The 19,089-nt window shown below is 42.1% G+C and carries 17 protein-coding genes and 1 tRNA gene; 8 read left to right on the top strand and 10 right to left on the bottom strand.

Going from position 1 to position 19,089, the window contains the following annotated elements; translation table 11 throughout:
• Positions 1–38 precede the first annotated feature (38 nt).
• The gene (locus KXD93_RS15265; RefSeq protein WP_258138046.1) at positions 39–4,481 is read left to right on the top strand and encodes a translocation/assembly module TamB domain-containing protein; all 4,443 of its coding nucleotides are present in this window, start codon (positions 39–41) and stop codon (positions 4,479–4,481) included.
• On the opposite strand, the gene KXD93_RS15260 is transcribed toward KXD93_RS15265, so the two are convergent.
• The 3 genes from KXD93_RS15260 to KXD93_RS15250 form a co-directional block, all read right to left on the bottom strand.
• Positions 4,475–5,677 carry a bifunctional 3,4-dihydroxy-2-butanone-4-phosphate synthase/GTP cyclohydrolase II gene (locus tag KXD93_RS15260; RefSeq protein ID WP_258138045.1) on the bottom strand — a complete coding sequence of 401 codons (1,203 nt, stop codon included), beginning with the start codon at positions 5,675–5,677 and terminating at the stop codon, positions 4,475–4,477. The genes KXD93_RS15265 and KXD93_RS15260 overlap by 7 nt on opposite strands.
• A 194-nt stretch (positions 5,678–5,871) precedes the next feature.
• A complete protein-coding gene (locus tag KXD93_RS15255) occupies positions 5,872–7,308 on the bottom strand; it encodes an LptF/LptG family permease (RefSeq protein WP_258138044.1) in 1,437 nt (478 codons plus the stop codon).
• Positions 7,309–7,434: 126 nt separating this feature from the next.
• Positions 7,435–7,815, bottom strand: coding sequence for an START-like domain-containing protein (locus KXD93_RS15250; protein WP_258138043.1), 381 nt, complete (start codon positions 7,813–7,815; stop codon positions 7,435–7,437).
• Positions 7,816–7,929: 114 nt separating this feature from the next.
• Here KXD93_RS15250 and KXD93_RS15245 point away from each other — a divergent pair.
• Positions 7,930–8,003, top strand: a tRNA-Met gene (locus KXD93_RS15245).
• A 175-nt stretch (positions 8,004–8,178) separates the two neighbouring features.
• Here KXD93_RS15245 and KXD93_RS15240 read toward each other — a convergent pair.
• The 3 genes from KXD93_RS15240 to KXD93_RS15230 all read right to left on the bottom strand — a co-directional run bounded on the left by KXD93_RS15240 (position 8,179) and on the right by KXD93_RS15230 (position 9,972).
• A complete protein-coding gene (locus KXD93_RS15240; protein WP_258138042.1) occupies positions 8,179–9,255 on the bottom strand; it encodes a sensor histidine kinase in 1,077 nt (358 codons plus the stop codon).
• Between the two features lie 104 nt (positions 9,256–9,359).
• Complete coding sequence (locus KXD93_RS15235) at positions 9,360–9,605, bottom strand: DUF2630 family protein (RefSeq protein ID WP_258138040.1); 246 nt, start codon at positions 9,603–9,605, stop codon at positions 9,360–9,362.
• A 73-nt stretch (positions 9,606–9,678) separates the two neighbouring features.
• Positions 9,679–9,972: a hypothetical protein gene (locus KXD93_RS15230; protein ID WP_258138039.1), complete on the bottom strand. Its 294-nt coding sequence runs from the start codon at positions 9,970–9,972 to the stop codon at positions 9,679–9,681.
• Positions 9,973–10,237: 265 nt separating this feature from the next.
• On the opposite strand from KXD93_RS15230, the gene KXD93_RS15225 reads away from it, so the two are divergent.
• Entirely contained in the window at positions 10,238–10,465 is a 228-nt protein-coding gene (locus KXD93_RS15225; RefSeq protein WP_258138037.1) for a hypothetical protein, read from the top strand.
• A gap of 174 nt (positions 10,466–10,639) precedes the next feature.
• Here the strand turns inward: KXD93_RS15225 and KXD93_RS15220 are convergent, their stop codons facing one another.
• The 4 genes from KXD93_RS15220 to KXD93_RS15205 form a co-directional block, all read right to left on the bottom strand.
• Positions 10,640–11,566, bottom strand: a complete 927-nt coding sequence (locus KXD93_RS15220) for a DUF4421 family protein (RefSeq protein WP_258138035.1) — start codon at positions 11,564–11,566, stop codon at positions 10,640–10,642.
• A gap of 207 nt (positions 11,567–11,773) precedes the next feature.
• Positions 11,774–12,334 (bottom strand): cysteine hydrolase family protein, encoded by a 561-nt coding sequence (locus KXD93_RS15215; protein WP_258138034.1) that lies wholly within the window; start codon positions 12,332–12,334, stop codon positions 11,774–11,776.
• 82 nt (positions 12,335–12,416) lie between these two features.
• Positions 12,417–12,992, bottom strand: coding sequence for a Crp/Fnr family transcriptional regulator (locus KXD93_RS15210; RefSeq protein ID WP_258138031.1), 576 nt, complete (start codon positions 12,990–12,992; stop codon positions 12,417–12,419).
• A 370-nt stretch (positions 12,993–13,362) separates the two neighbouring features.
• Positions 13,363–14,139, bottom strand: coding sequence for a GH12 family glycosyl hydrolase domain-containing protein (locus tag KXD93_RS15205; protein ID WP_258138030.1), 777 nt, complete (start codon positions 14,137–14,139; stop codon positions 13,363–13,365).
• A 186-nt stretch (positions 14,140–14,325) separates the two neighbouring features.
• Between KXD93_RS15205 and KXD93_RS15200 the strand changes: the two genes are divergently transcribed.
• The 5 genes from KXD93_RS15200 to KXD93_RS15180 all read left to right on the top strand — a co-directional run bounded on the left by KXD93_RS15200 (position 14,326) and on the right by KXD93_RS15180 (position 19,054).
• A complete protein-coding gene (locus tag KXD93_RS15200; protein WP_258138028.1) occupies positions 14,326–14,823 on the top strand; it encodes a CAP domain-containing protein in 498 nt (165 codons plus the stop codon).
• 60 nt (positions 14,824–14,883) lie between these two features.
• Entirely contained in the window at positions 14,884–15,159 is a 276-nt protein-coding gene (locus KXD93_RS15195) for a hypothetical protein (RefSeq protein WP_258138027.1), read from the top strand.
• Between the two features lie 124 nt (positions 15,160–15,283).
• A complete protein-coding gene (locus KXD93_RS15190) occupies positions 15,284–17,068 on the top strand; it encodes a hypothetical protein (RefSeq protein ID WP_258138026.1) in 1,785 nt (594 codons plus the stop codon).
• A gap of 3 nt (positions 17,069–17,071) precedes the next feature.
• Complete coding sequence (locus KXD93_RS15185) at positions 17,072–17,860, top strand: hypothetical protein (protein WP_258138024.1); 789 nt, start codon at positions 17,072–17,074, stop codon at positions 17,858–17,860.
• 723 nt (positions 17,861–18,583) lie between these two features.
• Complete coding sequence (locus KXD93_RS15180; protein WP_258138023.1) at positions 18,584–19,054, top strand: hypothetical protein; 471 nt, start codon at positions 18,584–18,586, stop codon at positions 19,052–19,054.
• The last annotated feature ends 35 nt before the right edge of the window (positions 19,055–19,089 follow it).

The following is a 19,089-nucleotide window of genomic DNA, read 5'->3' as shown; positions in this document are numbered from 1 at the left end:
TACTCAAAATAGCGCTTAGTATAGTATTGGTTATCTTGTTGATCTTCAGCATTCTGTTGTTGGTGTTTCAATATAAGCCGGTACAAACATGGGCAGCAAAAAAAGCTACTGCGTACTTGTCAGAGAAATTAGGGACTAAGGTGGGCATCGCCGGGTTGTATATCCAGCCTTTTACCTCGATAGAGCTTGACAGCTTGTATGTATTGGATAAACAAAAGGATACGCTGTTAAGCACACCCAAACTGGAGGTTAATCTGAGTGGTTTTTCTTTAATCAGCAGCATCAGGAATAAGGTGATTGATTTTAAGCTGATCGAGCTAAACAACGGCTCGGCCTACCTTAAGAAACAAAGCGACAGTACGTCCAACCTACAATTTATTATCGACAAGCTTAGCGGCCCGCCGGATACTACAAAGAGTACACCATGGCAGGTAAAGTTCGAAAAGATCGCCATCAATAATTTTCATTTCCGTTTTAAGAACATGCTGGTTGATACCCTGATAAAGGGGATAAACTTTGATGATCTGGACGTTAGGAAATTTAGCGCTGTAATTAAGAATATGGATTTGGTTAACCACCTTTTTAAAGGGAATGTGACCAATCTAACGCTGCAAGAAAAAAGTGGGTTCTACCTCAAAAAATTTAATGCAGATGCTACTATTGATTCTAACCAGATCCTCGCGCAAAACCTTTTTGTATTAACCAATCATTCCAGCCTGAAAAATTATTTCAGGATGAAGTTTAAAAGTTTTGATGATGTGGGTGCTCATATCGAGGACAAGGTTTTTATGGATGGCGACTTTAAATCGTCAAAGATTTCATCGACAGACATTGCCTATTTTACCAACGGGCTGGAAAATGTAAGGTTTGATTTGGGAGTTGATGGCCGGATAAATGGATTTGTAAATAACCTTAGGGCAAAAAACCTTACGATAACCGGTGCCAAAGCCACTTATATAAGAGGTGATTTTAACCTGAAGGGGCTGCCCGATTGGGATAATACCTTCCTTGAGTTAAATTTCGACCAGATTGCGACTAATAAAGCCGACCTGGATTTTCTGTATAGTAATTTCGTTGGAAAACGTTACGCTAAGGTACCTGATATCATATCCAAATTCGGCAACGTTAATTTTTCGGGCAGGTTTACAGGGCTGCAAAATGATTTTGTGGCTTACGGAACTTTTAAAACAAAACTCGGTCGTTTTGACTCAGATATTAACCTGAAAATTAACAAGGCCGGGATCCCCTCATATAGCGGTAAGCTGACTACCTATGCATTTAATATTGGCGATTTGCTGGACGAAGAAACGCTTGGACGGGTTACTATGAATGCCAATGTTAGGGGCAGCGGCGATGAACTCAAAAATCTAAATGAAAATATTGATGCCAAAATAAGTGAGCTGAACTTTAAAGGCTACAATTACCATAATTTGGCACTAAACGGCAGCTTTATTAAGCAGGTTGCAAGCGCTAAGCTGTCGGTAAACGACAAGAAAATTAAACTTAACGGAACTGGCAGCGTCGATTTAAACCCCGTCTTACCGATTTACAGCTTTAACGGGAATATTGATAATGCTCATTTGCGTGATCTAAAGCTTATTAATGATACCGTAACATTAACCACCCAGGTTAACGTCAACTTTTCAGGTACAAGTTTGGCCAATATGACAGGCAAAGCTGAACTACGGAAAATAAGGGTTGTTGATCCAAGAAATAATTATGTGGTTGACTCTTTATATGTATCTGCGACGGGGAAAGGAAATCAACGCGCCATCAACCTTAAATCAGACGTTGCCGACGGTTACATAAAGGGGAGCTATGACCTCGCTACTTTGCCATCCTACTTTAAAACCATCGCAAAAAAATACATCCCCTCTTTAAAAACAGAGATAGTAACGCCCAGGCCCCAGGATTTTTCATTTAACCTTACGCTTAAAAACGTCGATCCGCTGCTCGCTATTTTTGAGCCTGATCTAAAAATTCCCGACCAGGGCACGTTTGTTGGCGAGTTCAATTCAGAAAAGAAAACCGCAACGCTTAATGCCTACATCAAAACCATTAAATATCAAAAAATGGTTTTTCATGATTTTATTATTGATGAAGGCACCGAAGACAAATTCCTGGACTTAAACCTTTCGTTAAGTAAGGTTAATATTACCGATAGTTTGTTTATAAAAAATATAACCATCAGTAATTTTATAAAGAATGACAGCCTTAATTTCAACGTCAAGTTATCAGATAAGGACGCTGTAAACCAGTTAGATCTATATGGCCTGGTTAAGTTTGGCCGCGATACAACAGCACAGCTGCACCTCCTGCCGTCTGACGTAATATTGGAGCATCAAAACTGGAAAATCCTTGAAAAGGTAAATATTAAGTTTTTAAATGGTAAAACCCAGGTGCAAGGATTTGAGTTATCGAACGGACAGCAGAAGGTTAAGATTGACGGCTTTATTTCGGATAACCCGGCTGATAAACTTAAGCTTACGTTCCAGAAGTTCAGTATGGCTACTTTGGACCAGCTTACCAAAACAGCGGGCATCCGGTTAAAGGGACACCTTAATGGCGATGTCAACCTAACATCTATTATGAAAACGCCGGGCATTGATGCCAAATTGGGGATCGACTCGCTGGCGATGAATAAAACACTGGTAGGGGACGTTAAAATTGAATCGACCCTGGGGAATGACCGTAAGCAGGCAGATGTAAAAATAAACATCACAAACAAGGGCCTTGAAACCATGAACCTTGCGGGTGTTTATCAAATTGGGCACGGTATAGAGGACAACCTGGACTTCGATGTAAAAATGAACCAAACCGAGGCTATAATTTTTGAGCCTTTTATTAAGGATCTTGTTTCAAATGTTAAGGGCACTGTATCCAGTAATTTAAAGCTATCCGGGCCGGTGTCAAAGCCTAAGCTTAATGGTAGTATTATGTTGAATAACACAGGCGTTACTGTAAATTATTTAAAAACGCCCTTTACTGTGTCAGATACGTTAGAAGTGAACAATAGTGTAGTTAAGGTCAACAATATGATCCTTAGGGATTTCAAACATGGTACAGGAGCTGTAAACGGGACGATTGATTTAAATGACCTGGCGAACCCTGATATTGAAGTAGATTTGGACGCGAAAAACCTGATGGCACTTAACACAACGTTTAAGGATAATCACGTGTATTATGGAACGGCTTACGGAACCGGAAGGTTTAGCTTTCACGGGCCGGTTGACAATATGAAAATTGATATTAAGGCCAGCACCGAAGCCGGAACCATATTCAATATCCCGCTAAACACGTCAATGACGGTTAGCGATTACGACTTTATAAAATTTGTTAGCCATAACGATACTACTAAGGCAGCGCCCCGCTCCCTGGCGTTTAATGGGGTTACCTTAAATTTTGACCTGACTGTTGACGAAAAAACAGTGGTTAAGATCACTACTGATTATGGTGTGCTGGAAGGAAGCGGGCAGGCGAAGGATTTAACATTGAAAATAAACAGCCTCGGCGATTTCGAAATGTTTGGGGGCTTCCTGATTACATCGGGTAAGTTTGAGTTCACAGCAAAGAATTTTATCAGTAAAAACTTTACTGTAAACCAGGGCGGAACCATCCGCTGGACAGGTAACCCGTCAAATGCCTCCATCAACCTGAATGCTATTTATGAAGTGCGTGCTGATATTCAGCCGTTGTACCAGGCCGCTGGTTCGCAGTCGCCGAAGGGTAGATCGCTTGAATTGGTGCAGGCGGAGTTGATCCTCACCAAATCACTGTTACAGCCGAACATCGATTTCGATTTTAACTTCCCGCTCGATCCGTCAATAAAGGATGATCTAAGTACCTATCTTTCTGACAATAATAACCGTAACCAGCAGGCTTTGAGTATTATCGTACGCCGTAATTTTTCGAGCGGGGCCAATAGCAACCTGACCAACCAGGTAGTGGGCACAGCAGGAGAGGCGATAAGCGAGTTTGCGTTTAATAAGCTGAACAGCCTGATATCGCAATCAAACATTAAAAACCTCGACTTAAACATCCGGTCGTTTAATGACCTTGGGATTTCTTATAGGGTACAGAATCGCCTGATCCTTACCGGCAGTTTATTTAATAACTCAACTGCAAGCAGTAATGACCTGTTTCAAAATAACACCAGCTTGTTCAATTCGAATTTTAGCCAGCTCACCAAGGATTTTGAGGCCCAATACCTGATCCGTAAGGATGGTAACCTGAGCGCAAAATATTCATACCGGGTTTTAAACAGTACTACATTAAATACCATTAGCGGCGACTTAACCGAACAGTATGTAAATGGTATAGGTTTAGTTTACCAGCGCGACTTTGACACCTTTGGCGAATTCATCAGGAATATCTTTAGGAGCCAGGTTAGGAAGCAGCCGGTTAAGCCAAGTCCTATCCCAGCAACCAACCCAACGCCGGCAGCTGTAGCGCCCAAGCCCGACGAGGATGAAGATCAATGATCGCGCATAATGGTATGATTCATTTTGTCTCTTTTTGTCCGCAGGTAAAATTCGTTATGGGGGTTTGATGCAATTTCGATCGGTACATTCTCAACCACTTCAAGGCCATAGCCGATAAGGCCCGCACGCTTTTTAGGATTATTGCTCATCAGGCGCATTTTCGAAACGCCAAGGCTCCGCAATATCTGTGCACCAACACCATAGTCGCGCTGGTCCATATCGAAGCCCAGCTCAAGGTTGGCTTCAACTGTGTCCATACCGTTCTCCTGTAAGTGGTAGGCTTTAAGCTTATTGATAAGCCCAATGCCGCGGCCTTCCTGGTTCATGTATACAATTACGCCTTTGCCTTCCTTGTCTATCATTTCCATAGCTTTTTGCAGCTGTGGACCGCAATCGCAGCGGCATGAGCCAAAAATATCGCCCGTAACGCATGAGCTGTGCACACGCACTAATATTGGCTCATCGGGTTCCCAGCTGCCCTTTACAAGCGCCAGGTGGTTCTCACCTGTATTTGCCTGCGTATAGGCTATCATATCAAAATCGCCGTATTTTGTTGGCATTTTTACAGAAACATCTTTGTGTACTAATGATTCGGTAGCCAGCCTGTATGCAATCAGATCTTTTATCGAAATAATTTTCAGGTCGAATTCCTTAGCCATCACCAATAATTCGGGCAGGCGGGCCATTTCGCCATCCTCCTTCATTATTTCGCAGATCACACCGGCAGGCTCAAATCCTGCTAAAACAGCAAGGTCGATAGCTGCCTCGGTGTGCCCGGTGCGGCGCAGCACGCCGCCATCCTTCGCTATCAGCGGGAATATGTGGCCTGGGCGTCCCAAATCTTCAGGTTTAGTACTTGGATCAATTAAGGCAAGGGTTGTCCTCGAACGGTCAGACGCAGAAATACCTGTGGTGCAACCAGCTAACAGATCGACAGAAACAGTAAAGTTGGTTTCGTGCGAGGTAGTATTGTGGCTAACCATTGGCTCCAGCTCAAGTTCCCTTGCGCGCTTTTTGGTAATTGGCGCACAAACCAGCCCGCGGCCGTGGCGCACCATAAAGTTTATGGTTTCGGGGGTGGCATTATGTGCGGCTGTTAAAAAGTCGCCCTCATTTTCACGATCCTCATCATCAACAACTATAATGGTTTTTCCGTCCTTTATAGCTTCTATCGCTTCGTCTATTGTGTTTAACATGTATGCTGCTTAATTGGGGATAAAATATGCTGCGAATTAATTCTTACCCCCGTTTTTTTAATTCTATACAAATTTAAATGATAATAAGATCATTCAGGTCTTTGCTGTGTAAATTAGTACGTTGGATCAGGCAATTGGTTGCCTGTGGTGTGCCTTTCTAATAAGTAATCCGGCTATGAACTATGAACCATCAACTATGAACCGACGACAGCCTTCTTCTTAAACAACCTGGCAAAAAAGCGCTTATACAGTTCCATATCAAATATTACGGAATCGGTAGCAGCTTTATAAGAGAGGAACATGCCTATGGGAGTTATGATAACGATAGCTATCCATGAGCCGATAACAGGCGATAGGTCCCCATCTTTAACAGACTTTTCGCCAATAGTGGATATGATATAGAATATCAGGAAGAATGCAACTGAAACCACTACCGGCAGGCCCAGGCCCCCTTTCCTGATAATGGCACCAAGCGGCGCCCCAATTAAAAACAACGCAATACAAGCGGCCGAAAGAGTGAATTTTTTCTGGTACTCCAGCTTGGCCCTGCGCACGTTTTTGCGAAGCTCGGCATCCCTGTCGGCACGGTTCTTTAGCAGGTCCTGGATAGATTTGGCTTCGCTTGTAGCATTTGCAATTGCGGCCACTTGCTCATAATCCCTTAAGCCTGTAAGGGGAGCCCCTGCAATCACCGGCTTCGTATTTTTTTTACTCTTATCACTTACGGCCTGTGTAGTGAAGTATTTTATATAGGCGGATATCAGCTTAAAGTTCTCCCGGGCGCCACTATCAATCTGCCTGCTTGTAAGTCCCTGGTTGTCTTTTAACTGCCCCAGGTCCATCATCTGGTAGGCTGATTTAAATTCGGCTTCATCCGTACGTTTCATTTTAAGACCCGAAATATCAAACTTTTGTTCAGTGGCCTTAAACCGGTAACGGATCAGCTTTTGGCGAAAGTTAAAATTATTTTCACCCTTATCTTCCCAATATTTTACGCCATCGGTGAGCTTTAGCACCAGGAACTCGCCATTGGGCGTCCGGTACATTTTGCCCGACTTTGCAATTAAAACCTCGGTGTTGGTTTGGGCTGCATTTTTGTTATAGATCATAATATCGTGCAGGGTTTGCCCGTCGGGGTCTTTCCGGTTTACCCTGATGGTGTACCCCGGGAAGCTATTGCTGAAAACTCCTTCTGGCAAAAAATTAGCCGACTTTTGCTGCCGGGCATCATATAACAACGAGAAATACTTAAGATTGGCAATCGGCAGCATATAATCCGAAAACAGGAATGCGGCAATGCTTAAAACCGAGATCACAACCAGCATTGGGTACATAGCGCGCCGTAATGAAATGCCTGCGGCCTTAATAGCTACCAGTTCATAATTTTCGCCCAGGGCGCCGTAGGTCATGATGGAGGATAGCAACACAGACAGGGGCAGTGCCATGGCCACGTTGGTTGCAGAAGCGTACATCATCAGCTCGAGGATAACATACCACTCAAAGCCTTTGCCGATCAGATCGTCGATGTACTTGAATAAAAATAACATCAACAACACGAACATCACTATCAGGAAGGTGACAATAAAAGGCCTGATAAAGGATTTTAGTACTAAAAGATGTATTTTCTTCATTAATGCAACCTGTTTGGCTAAAACGCTGTCCCCAAATAAATTGAACGGGGCACCGTCATGTGCTATTTCGCTCTAATAACGGCACATGTGGCGTTTACCATACAAAAGTAGAATAATTAAATTTCTTTATGCGCCTAAGGTACTGATGAGGTATTTTATCTGGTTATCCCAGATCAGCTTACGCTCGGCCAGGGTATCGTCTGTAGCGAAGTCGGTTATGCTGAGGGCGACATCGCTGGTAAGCTCATCCTGGATGATTTCCATCTCAAAATAGTACGATGGATCATCGTCGACCCATCTGAAGCGCACCAATTTGTTTTCTTTTACGGCAATCAGCTTGGCAGTTTGCTGCTCATCATCCCAGGTAAAGGTATAAACCTGGTCGCGCACGCTTACGTCATCGGCAAACCATTGCGTGAGGCCATTGGGTTCATTTAGAAAGCTATACAGTATCCGCGGAGATGATTTTATTTCATACTCGATATTAAATTTCTTCTTTTCAGACATTTGGGTTTATAATTGAAATACCAGTAAAGCTGTAAATGTTAACATTTTTTCTAAAGAAAGCGAATTTCTGCTATATTTGCAAACCTTTTTCGGAACCATCAATAATAATAACCCGGCGGGGTAGCTCAGATGGTTAGAGCGCAGGATTCATAACCCTGAGGTCGGCAGTTCGATCCTGCTCCCCGCTACATTAAATAGAAAGCTTTAAGTCGAAAGATTTGAGGCTTTTTTGTTGCGGTAATATTAGTTCATTTTGCTCGAGCGTGGGCACTTGCAATTGTGTCTTGGTTAAACGTGGACGCTTAGCTGGGTGGGAATCGGAGAATCCAAACTTATCTTTTATTTCGATAGGCTTAATTGTGATTACTGTGCGGCCAGGTAAATCTGGAATTCAGAGCCTTTTCCTAACTCACTCTTCAGCACGATTTTTCCGCCTGAATTGGTTACTATTTCCTTAACAAGGTATAACCCGATACCCGAACCTTCAACAGTATTTCCTACCCGGTTATACTTAGCAAAAACATCCTTATGTTTACCTTCCGCTATGCCAATACCATTGTCCCTTACGCTGATCACGACATGTTTTTTCTCCTTTTTCGTGCTTATTGTTATTTCTGGAGTGCAACCGGGCGAATGAAACTTAATGGCATTATTTACCAGGTTATAAACAATGCTCCTGAGTTTTCTCCGGGAAAACAATACCTGGGACACTTTGATGTTGGTGTTGATTACAGCGCCTGATTCCATGATCGTTCCGGCCAGGGTAAGACGGACGTCTTCCAGGACATTTTCAAAATCTAACAGCTCTTCCTCTGCTTTGTATTTATGCTTCAATTTGCCGGCATCCGTAAGCTCTGTTATAATGACCTGCATTTTTTTAACGGAACTTTCTAAAATTCCGAAAAACATAAAAAATGCTTTGGACTTATCGGTAGAAACCTTTTTGAGCTGATTGATCGTCAGCAGCAAACTGGTTAACGGGCCTTTAATATCGTGAGATATGGTATCCAGCAATGTTTCATGATCAGCTATGAGCATTTCCTGGTCAACCAGGTCTTTGATCCGCGCTGTTATTTCAACAAACGTGATGATTACGCCATTCGTTTTTTTAGTTTTCGTAATAACATAGGGTATAATGTTCATCTGATACCACCTCAGATCAGTTGTCTGGATCTCTTTTTCAAGGATCTCATTGCTGGTGATAACCTGTTCAATATTCTCCACTATGGTAGGGAAGCGAAAATTATCTTTAATGTCGTCGATGTTTCTTCCCACGTCATCAGTTTTCAGGGAGAACTGTTTCATGGCTGGGGGGGTGAATTTTCTTAAAATCAGGTTACTATCTACAAATAATTGCGGAATGATCGTATTTCTGAAATAATTCTCCAACTCATCATTGAGCTTAATGAGTTTTTTAATTTTTTGATCTTGATTAATCATACTATTGATATTAGTCGGAAACAGAAATATAACTTCCTAATCCATTCAATATGCTAACCCGGGCATATGCAACAGATGGCGGAAGTCAATATATCAGCTACTCACTACTTTTTGTAACGCTCTATAGTATCAACAGACCGCATTTGCGCCCTGTTGGGATCCTCACCTGCATCCCGGAAGGCCCGGCGCTGACGCAGCAGGTCCCAATACTGGTCAAGTTCAGATTTAACGGTGTGCATGTCTTCAATATCCTGATCAGTGGGTTCAGGCTTGCTGTATAAATGCTCTTCCTTTTCCGTAAGCTGCCTTATATGATCAATAACAGAATTATCTTCCCTTTTTTCTTCCATGATATTTTTATTTTTAAACATTGCCTTAAAGGCGGTTAATTTCTGTTTGTTCGTTTTGCGGACCGCGCGTCTCCTAACTGCATTTTTCAACCAGGAAGTCGTGGAGGTATTGTTCAAGTAAGTCAGTATTGTATTCGGTAATATCACCGTTATTTGATAGCTCTATCTCATTCTCATTAACAATAATGGTAAATACCGTGCCCTCAATAATTTCCGGGAAGTAAACATTGATCACGTCATACACGTGGGCGTATTCTATGCTCAGGCTGGAATCCAGTTTATTATTGATCTCATTGGCGAAGTCACTTTTCAAAATATGGAAAAGTGCTTCTGCACTTACAGGACGTACATTTTTAATAGTTGTCATTTTGTTTTGAATTATTTTACGGAGGTGGTTATGTAAACGCCTGAGCCCTACATGAAAATGAGCCGGATAAGTTGATAAAGAGTCTTAAGCGATTCGCTAATAGGCAGGAGTTGTACAGGTATAACAACTATAAGGAGATTTGTTTGATCGTGACGTGATTATATTTAGCGGGGACGCTTAACGGGCAGGTGTAAAATAATTTAAATGAGGGCAGGCCCCAATTGAAACCTATACGTATGATGATAAAAAAACGCCATTTAATAATGTGGTGGGCCTGCCGCCATTATTTTCACCTATACTTAACGACAATGAGCATGGGTACCCGGATGCATTCCTCCATAACCGGGTTCATCTTTCCTATAGCACTGCACCACAGTTACCCGGCGATACTTACACCAATCAGTATGACAGCGATGGCTACCCGGTTTCCGCAGATTTTAAATCCAATGAGGTAGGGAATTTAACTATTCAGTACTTTTATTATAATCATTAGGAGATTGCTTCTCGCTGTTGGATAGCGTGTCGCTTAACCGGGCGGGATTTACGGAAGCAGAGCGGATTTTTTGTTTCCAGACAGCAGAATGCTTGTTATATTTAGGTCGAAGTTGCTAAACTTCGACCAGTGAGGTACCAACATGGTCGTGAAGAAAACTCGTCGCCGTCACTGCTATTGGCGCGACTTTTTCTTTTTGAAGATACTGTTGAGGTGCCTGGTATAGGACAGTTGTAGATCCACTGATGCCAGGCTATATCGCTGATCGTAGGCATAAATCGTTTTATTGTTGATCAACATCAGGAAACAGACTGACCAATCCGGCTTTTGATAAACTGAACTACCCCGTAAAAAGGCTGTCGGATATATCTTAGTTTTCCCGCCCCCCGACAACTCGGGTTCATCTTCCGCATTCGCGCCTAATTTCAACATTCCCGATAATAACCAACGGTCATTAATAACCCAGGAATAGCCATATCCCACATTAACGCCAACCTGGAAATTCCGGATGGACTGGTTTCCGGGGATTGACATGCTGCTATCCAGCCCTAGCCGGTATAAATATGCACCCCCTCCTAAGATAAAACTGCCGGCAGATTGAAATTGTATTTCGCTTTGTTCATAAGCCGCCCTGCCTGAGAATTTATTCCCGTTAAAAATATAAGATCCTTCTGCGCCGATCTGCGTAAATGACAGATTAGGATAAACGAAGATTCCATGTGATATATCATTGTCATAAAAGCCTTTATATTTCTGAAGAAACAGATCCAGCATCAAATGAGTCCCATAATTATGAACCTGAAGGTCAGTGATATTGGTTTTGCCATACTCCGCCCCTTTCAACGGTACCAGCCCGACATCATAAAGTGCGTTAATTACCGTATTTTTTATGGCGATACCTACACCGACATTGAGCTGATTATTGGGCGAAAAAGTTTTCCCGCCCACGGCGAACGGCAGGGTATTGTCAGCTACATAGCCTGTCAACAATATCTTTTGGCTATAACTTTTAATATAGGATGTATCCCTCGCCGCAGTCTGCGCCCGGGATTCATAATTACAAACAATAAGAATAAATAATGCGAAACAGCTAAACTTCATAATTCATGCTGAAAAGTTACGCAAACTTGTTGGAGACCTTACGTCAAAAATATCGAAAACATTCTATCGTTTAAAAGGCGTTAAAATTTATATTGCAACAATGTAAAAAAACAACAGCCCTGATGAAATATGACTATTAAGCTGTAACTTTTAAAAAAAGCATGATGATAACATCCCAGTGAAAATAACCAGTTTGTTGCTTACAGCTTAGCTATTGACTTTGATCCACTCGTTTAATTTCAGGACATCCGCCTGTTGAACAAAAACTTTGGCCATGAGTATCCCCTTTACTTCGTCGTCCCTGTCTCCGCAGCAATCTTCCAGAATGGTGATCCGGTAGTCCTTATCAGCAGCTTCCCGCAGCGTTGATAAGACCACGCCGCTGGCCGCCATTCCGGTTAATATTAAATGCTGAATACCTTGTGCTCTCAAAATAACTTCCAGGTCACTTCCGGTAAAGGCACTGACACGACGCTTAACAACAATGATCTCATTAGTCGCTGGTGCCAGATCAGGATGTACCTTCAACATTTCCTCCATGTTAATCCCGGAAGATCTTTCCCTCATACCGCCAAACATTTTATTCCGGGTGCTGATCTCCGGAGCGCCTGTCCGGAAGCCCACCACCACATAGATGACCGGTATATTATTGTTCCGGGCGTGAGTAACGGCAGTAGCGATATTGCTTAGCAGTGGTTTCGGATCAGCAAGGCCGGCCAATACAGCTGCCTGCATGTCCATAACCAAAAGCGCGGTGTTTTGTTGCATAACGAATAGCCTTTAGTTATTCCCTTAAAAGGAACTGTGCAAAACTAACGGATTATAGGGTATTGATAGTGGGACAAAAGTCTCAAAATTGCTTTCTTGCCCGTATACGGCTAAGTGTCCTGCGGTTCATCCCCAGGAAAGAGGCAAGGTTGGAGAGCGGGATGCGCTGTAATAACTCGGGATTATTTCGCTCGATATACTGGTAACGCTCGGCCGGAGTGTACATTTTAAAGAGGTTACTATGCGCACTTTGGTCGAGCAACATACGGTTTAATAATCCCCTCCCAAAAACCATAATCCCGGGATCAGCGTAGCAAAGCGCCGTCAATGTTTCCCGGTTTAAAATCCAGATTTCGCTTTTTTCTCCTGCCGCTATAGTGAATTCCGATGGAATACCTTCTTTGCCGTTTTTATGATCTGAAGTGACGGTACCTTCCAAATGGAAGTGTATATTAATTTCCACGCCTGCTTTATTATAATAAGTTCTCAGATAACCACTTTCTACGAAATAGAAAGCGGTACAGATCTCTCCTGCGTTTAAAACAGCGGCACCTTTTTGTACAGCTTTATACTCAAAATGGCTCAGCAAGGTAGCGGTACTTTCCGGTGAATGGGGAATCAGGCGGCCAAGATATCCAAGCAGTTGCGCATTTGTCATCCCCCAAAATTACAAAATAAAGCCCCAGAATCGCTTTTGTTAAGCCAGGGCTATCAGTTCTTTACCGGATATGCCACACCTGATTGAACCCAGTTCGTCAATTATAAACCTATTGCCGTATAAGACCCCCGATATATCCAGTAAGGAGCTTGGTATCGACCTGCAAAAAAAAAATGGACCAGGCGTCAATGCAATTATGGAGTAATATAATGGGACAGGTAGCCGACTAGCTAATCAACAACAGCTTTAAAATACAAATTTGCATTATAAAGTGGCCCGCTTCGTTAGCAAAGCGGGCCACTTTCTGCGGGCCACAAGCCGGGAGACTTGCGGTGGCAAAGTTAAAAGGGAGACTTATCCTGATTAATTATTAGTTATAACTAACCGAATAACTGTTACAGGTAAAATTTAAGCCACTCCCGTTGTTTCCGTATGATGAAGTAATTTCGAAACCGAACTGAACATTGCCTAAGGTAATATTACCAAACCATCCCTGGTTTTTTATCCACGTTTCTATAGCCTTAACATCAACCGTTCCTGAATTGGTATTGCTGGTGCGTAAAAACGAATAAACATTGTTGTAGCCGTTGTTACCCCTGTAAACGTTCCAGGTATGGCCGCCAACGCTTACATTGGTGTAAACAGGTACTGCATTACCATTGGCGTTATAATTGTACGATATGGGTTTAACATTGCCGCTGCCGTTGGCACTGCCTGTGTAATTTAACCAAAGCATGGTTTCGTTTTGATTGCCGCTATCCCATATATCGTAAGCCGCTTCCCAGGCTCCGCTACCAGGTATGGTAAAATTAAAGCTGCTGGTGCATGAATTAAGGCTGCTTAACGTTACGCCAACATATTTTGATGAATTAGGATACGATTTAATGCCACCGGTATTTGGATGATTAGCCCATACACCCCAATTACTGTAAGAGTTAGCCCATATACTCTGCGCCCCGGCCCCGGAGCCCCAAATGTCATTGTTAAGGGTGTACCCGCCGTTGGACCACGACCCATATTGGGCGCTCGATGACCAGTTTGCCTTTACTTCGGGATCGGTGCTTTGTGGCTTACCTGAACTTTTTTTGCAGGCAAAAGCCATGCATGACATTGCCAATAGCAATAATGCTTGTTGTTTAATTCCCATGATTTTAATTTAAGGTTAATATTGGATTTATAAGCAAATGTATTTGCGCGCATTAACGCAGCATGGCTCGTTTAACTATGTTTATGGCTACAAATGTTAACTATTGCTTGTAACCATTATTGCCGGTATGTTTTATTAGAATTTTAATGTTTATTTGGATTTTAATAAAATGTTTGGATCATCCGGATGATGAATAGGTACCATTTTTATCCTGTTAAGCTTTTAAGCTTTGCTGTGCTTTCCTGCATTTTTATTCTCTATTCGTGCAAAAAAGATCAGGCAGGAAAAAGTGGCAAAATCGAGTTGTCAATGCTGGATTCTGTAAACAAGCTTCGAAGCCGTGGATGTAAATGCGGGCAGGATTCTATGCCACCCGTAAAAAAACTGACATGGAACAGCGTACTTGCTACCGCCGCGCAAGCGCATGCTACCGACATGTATACCAATAACTACTTCAGCCACATTTCGCCGGCGGGGACTTCGCCCATACAAAGGGCGATCAGCATCGGTTATACCGGGCAGTACGTAGGCGAAAATATTGCTGAAGGATATGCCACAATAGGAGATGTAATGCTTGCCTGGGAAAAAAGTGACGACCATTGCAAGGCTATGATGGATCCACTTTACATAGAAATGGGCGCCTATAGCTATAACGGGTATTGGGTGCAGGAATTTGGCCATTAAGCGATAGGTAGCGACAATCTAATCAACAACAGCTTTAAAATACAAATTTTACATTATAAAGTGGCCCGCTTCGTTAGCAAAGCGGGCTGCCTGTTTGCGGAACAAGAGCCGGAAGGCCGCGGTAGCGGAAAATCGCTTGCAGCAGCAAAGGGTGGAGTTTTGTTTACAGACAAGCAGAATACTTGTTATATTTTAGGTCGAAGTTGTGAAACTTCGACCAGTGGCGGGCATTCTGAAAAGTTAGACTCATTTAAACCTTTTGAAATAGCCATGTTTATTTTAGATATTGTCGTGGGAGTAATCTTAGTTTTGGTTCAAATAAAATTTGGAATATGAATTGGAAAACAATTGTTTAATAATGATTAATCTATAACTAATAATTAAATTGTGACAAAAATATGACATTTAAGATGGTTAGACTTAATTACATTAGTAACTTAATCCTACTCCGTATTCACACATGAAAGCAAATCGTCCTGTATCCATTTTTTCAAGAGGCACTGTTGTAATAGCTATACTCTTTATCGTCTGTATCATTAACAGCTGCAAACGCGACAGTAAAAGCGCTTCGCTGTTGCCAAGCGACATTGCCCAGGCCAAGGCGTGGTATGAAAGCTCGTACCCCTCGTCTGTTCCTACTAGCGGCTCGCTGGTTACCCAAAGCCTCAATGACAGCCGCGATTTAAGCAAGCTGATCAAGCCTGACTGGCAGCATGCCGAAAGTTATATTGCCGGCAATAAAAACGTAATTGAAATCCCGGTTGATCTTGCTACAAAATTCAGCTCAACGGTTAAAATTGGCAACAAAACCTTAAATAAAGCCTATAGCCGCAGCTATTACCTGCTGCTCAACGACGGTAAAAAATATGAGGCGTATATTTTAACAATCTTTGCAGATTCGGCCTACGTAAAGAATGACCTAAGCAAATTAGCTCATAACACTTACCGAAAACAGGATGCTGATTTTAGTGGTTTAGCGATATATTTTACGCCGAAAGGGGATTACTTAGGCGGCTACGCCTACAAAAACGGGCAGTTAGTTACACCCGCAACAACAACGCAGCAAACAGGTGGACAAAAGACACAAAGCGTTAGTAACGGAAATTTAAAGCCAGACGATATTGTGGAGACTTGCGAAGACTGGTACCAACAAGTAACGATTTATTACACGGATGGCACCTCGACCGTTGGCCCCTGGACATTCTGGGGCACTGTCTGTACCAGCAGTGTTAATGGAGGTAGTGGCAGCGGTACCAGTGGCGGCGGTACCAGTACCGGCGGCGGCGGCGGCGGTGGCGGCGGTGGCACATCTTCATCAACCCCACCTCCCCCTTGTCCCCCAGGCACTACAATAGGCATTCCGACAACTTCGCCTTGCGTTATGCCGCCATCAACAATTGACGCTATTAATAGCGGCAAGTTAAAAGTAGATTATATGCCACTTCCCGGCACATCAACACCCTGCTCTGTAAATACACCGCCGGTTCCATGCTTTACAATTAAACTAGACAGTCTAAAAAAACATTTTCCTTGTGCTGTCGCCTTGATAATTAATACTTTGTGTCAAATTGGCACCTATTCAGACTTAACGAAGGTTTTTACTACTTCAAAGAGACCGGATCTTACTTGGCAAGACGGTAATCTGGCCTGGAATAGCTATAGTCCCTTGGGGGGCAATAATTCTTATATGCTTGGACAAACAGCTGAAGACCCAGCATCAGGCATAGGCCAATCAATGATAATAACGCTTAATACCAATATGCTAAAAAATAGCTCCCAATTATTGATTGCGGCGACAGCTATACACGAGACGCTACACGCTTATATAAACTATAGCGTTAATACTGCAATGGACGGACTAAAAAATGGCTACAAGACAGGAGATTCTTGGCTATACGGACTTGACACCTGGATTTTCCTAAATGGCCTTCCTCCTAATTATTCAAGCCATCTTGCAATGATGACCGATTATTTTGATAAAGCGGTTGGCGCGTTAAAGACTTGGGATAACGGCGCTCATACTGACTTAGAATATGCAAGCGCAATGCTGTATGGCCTAACTACGTCTGATAGTAGCGCTACGGCCGCGGAAACTGCGAGCTTGCAGGCGGCAGCCGCCTCGATAAAAACGAAATATGGGATTACAGATGCCCAACTTAATACGTTTTATATAAATAACTTAACCGTTACTGGCAGCGCGACCGGAGCTTTAGGGAAATTGCCAACTAGCGGATGTAATCCATAAATCATGAAAAAAATACTTTTTATGCTGCTGCTGTTCCCAGTCGTCCAAGGCTTCGCACAGAAAACACAAAACACCAATCCTGTATATTATTTGTTAGATACAGCGAATACCCCGAGAAATGACAGAATGTGGAAGTTAACTACCGACGGTCGGTATAAATACTTTGCTATTCAATGTCCCTGTCTTGAAAATCACGGAAAGCCGACGTTTTTTTATGACGCTGTAAACAAAGATAACGCTGCACGGATTAATAAAAAAGAACTGCGGGTCATAAAATTAGCAAACCTTGATACGCTCATAGCACTGGCAAGGCAGATCGAGCGCAATAATTATGCGAGGGATTTTCCTATTTATTTAATTGAACCCCGTGGGGAGGGATATATTAAGCATGAAATGAGCTTTATGAATCCGACTGTACAAATAAGCGCCCTTCCGGATGTCCTGCCTTCTAAGCATGACAATAGCGCTTTTGAGGTACGGGGGTTAATAGAAGCTGATTCAAAGGATTTAGGCAACTATATCAACAAGTCAGTAATTACAGCTGGTAAGGTTGTGAGCTTCAGGATAGTTGAAGCCAACAAATTAGAGACATTGCTCATAGGTGCGGATTACCCTAATCAGGATTTTACAATTTTAATTAAGGGGAAAAATCTTAACAATTTTAATCCGGTAGCGTTTTACAAAGGAAGACGGCTGCGAGTGGTTGGAAAAGTGATCGAGTACGAGGGAAAGCCGGGCATTGAATTAAGTAATGAAAGTGAAATACAATTTTTGCCCCGAATTAAAAACTGATTGGTAGTATATGGCTTCGATGTATATAAAGTTGCCAATCAGTGGCTGTCTATTTGACCGGGTACGTATGAGAAAACTACCGGGTAGGCATATATAACCCCACGTTGTTCTAAACCTCTTGCTTGGACTGTAGAAACCTTCGGTTTAAGATAACCTATCTGTTGCATTTACAATCGCCTTCAAATCCTCTAAAAATTCGACATTTCGCGCGTTCCCTCTACATTTAAATAGAAAGCCTCAAGTCGAAAGATTTGAGGCTTTTTTGTTTTTTAGCATCTATTAATTTTACGTGAGTGTACATATTCACAAGTGTTTTTCTGTTAAGCATGGATGCTTAACAGGCGTTTTTTTTGTTTACAGGCAAGCAGAATGCTTGTTATATTTTAGGTCGAAGTTGCCAAACTTTGACCAGTGAGGTTATTGGGTGCAGGAATTTGGCCATTAAGCGATAGGTAGCGACAACCTAATCAACAACAGCTTTAAAATACAAATTATGCATTATAAAGTAGCCCGCTTCGTTAGCAAAGCGGGCTACCCGTTTGCGGAACAAAAGCCGGAAGGCTTGCGGTATCGGAAAATCACTTGCAGCAGCAGAGTGCGGCTTTTTTGTTTACAGATAAGCAGAATGCTTGTTATATTTTTTAGGTCGAAGTTGTTAAACTTCGACCAGTGAGAGATTTTTTATTGGATTATATTTTTTACTTTTCCTGCAAATAATACGTTATGGAATTTCTAAAAAAGATATTTGGTCAAAATAAAGATGAGCAATTGATTTATAAAGAGATAATTGAAAAAGCAGTAGATATTTGTTTTTTGAACTATCAAGATCCGGACAGAATTGCAGATGAAATTGAAAAACTTACAGATAACAAAAATGATGCTTTAATGCTTTATTTATTTATTCCTCATGTATTTTGTCGAATATTTCTACCTGAGATTCAATATTCTAAGTTTTATATTATTGTAAACAAAGATGAGCAAGATAAACAAGTTAATTTTTCAGACTCTATCTTATTTAATGAAATGCTTACCGTAATAAATAACAACTGGGACAGTTATGTTGGCAGAGATATCATGAAAACTTTATTTCATAGTGGCGATTTTAGAGCCGCAAATCAAATGCTTGGAAAAGGCTCGAAACTTGAGAATCTTAAAGCAATACCTCCAAGAATCACAGACAGAGATAGTATTTAATTAAACGTTATCTTTAATGATCCAAATTTTGGCCA

This window comes from Mucilaginibacter phenanthrenivorans, from assembly GCF_024721155.1.
Taxonomy (GTDB): Bacteria; Bacteroidota; Bacteroidia; order Sphingobacteriales; family Sphingobacteriaceae; genus Mucilaginibacter; species Mucilaginibacter phenanthrenivorans.
The sequence above is the reverse complement of the archived record's forward strand: the minus strand, read 5'-3'. Positions and strand labels throughout refer to the sequence as shown.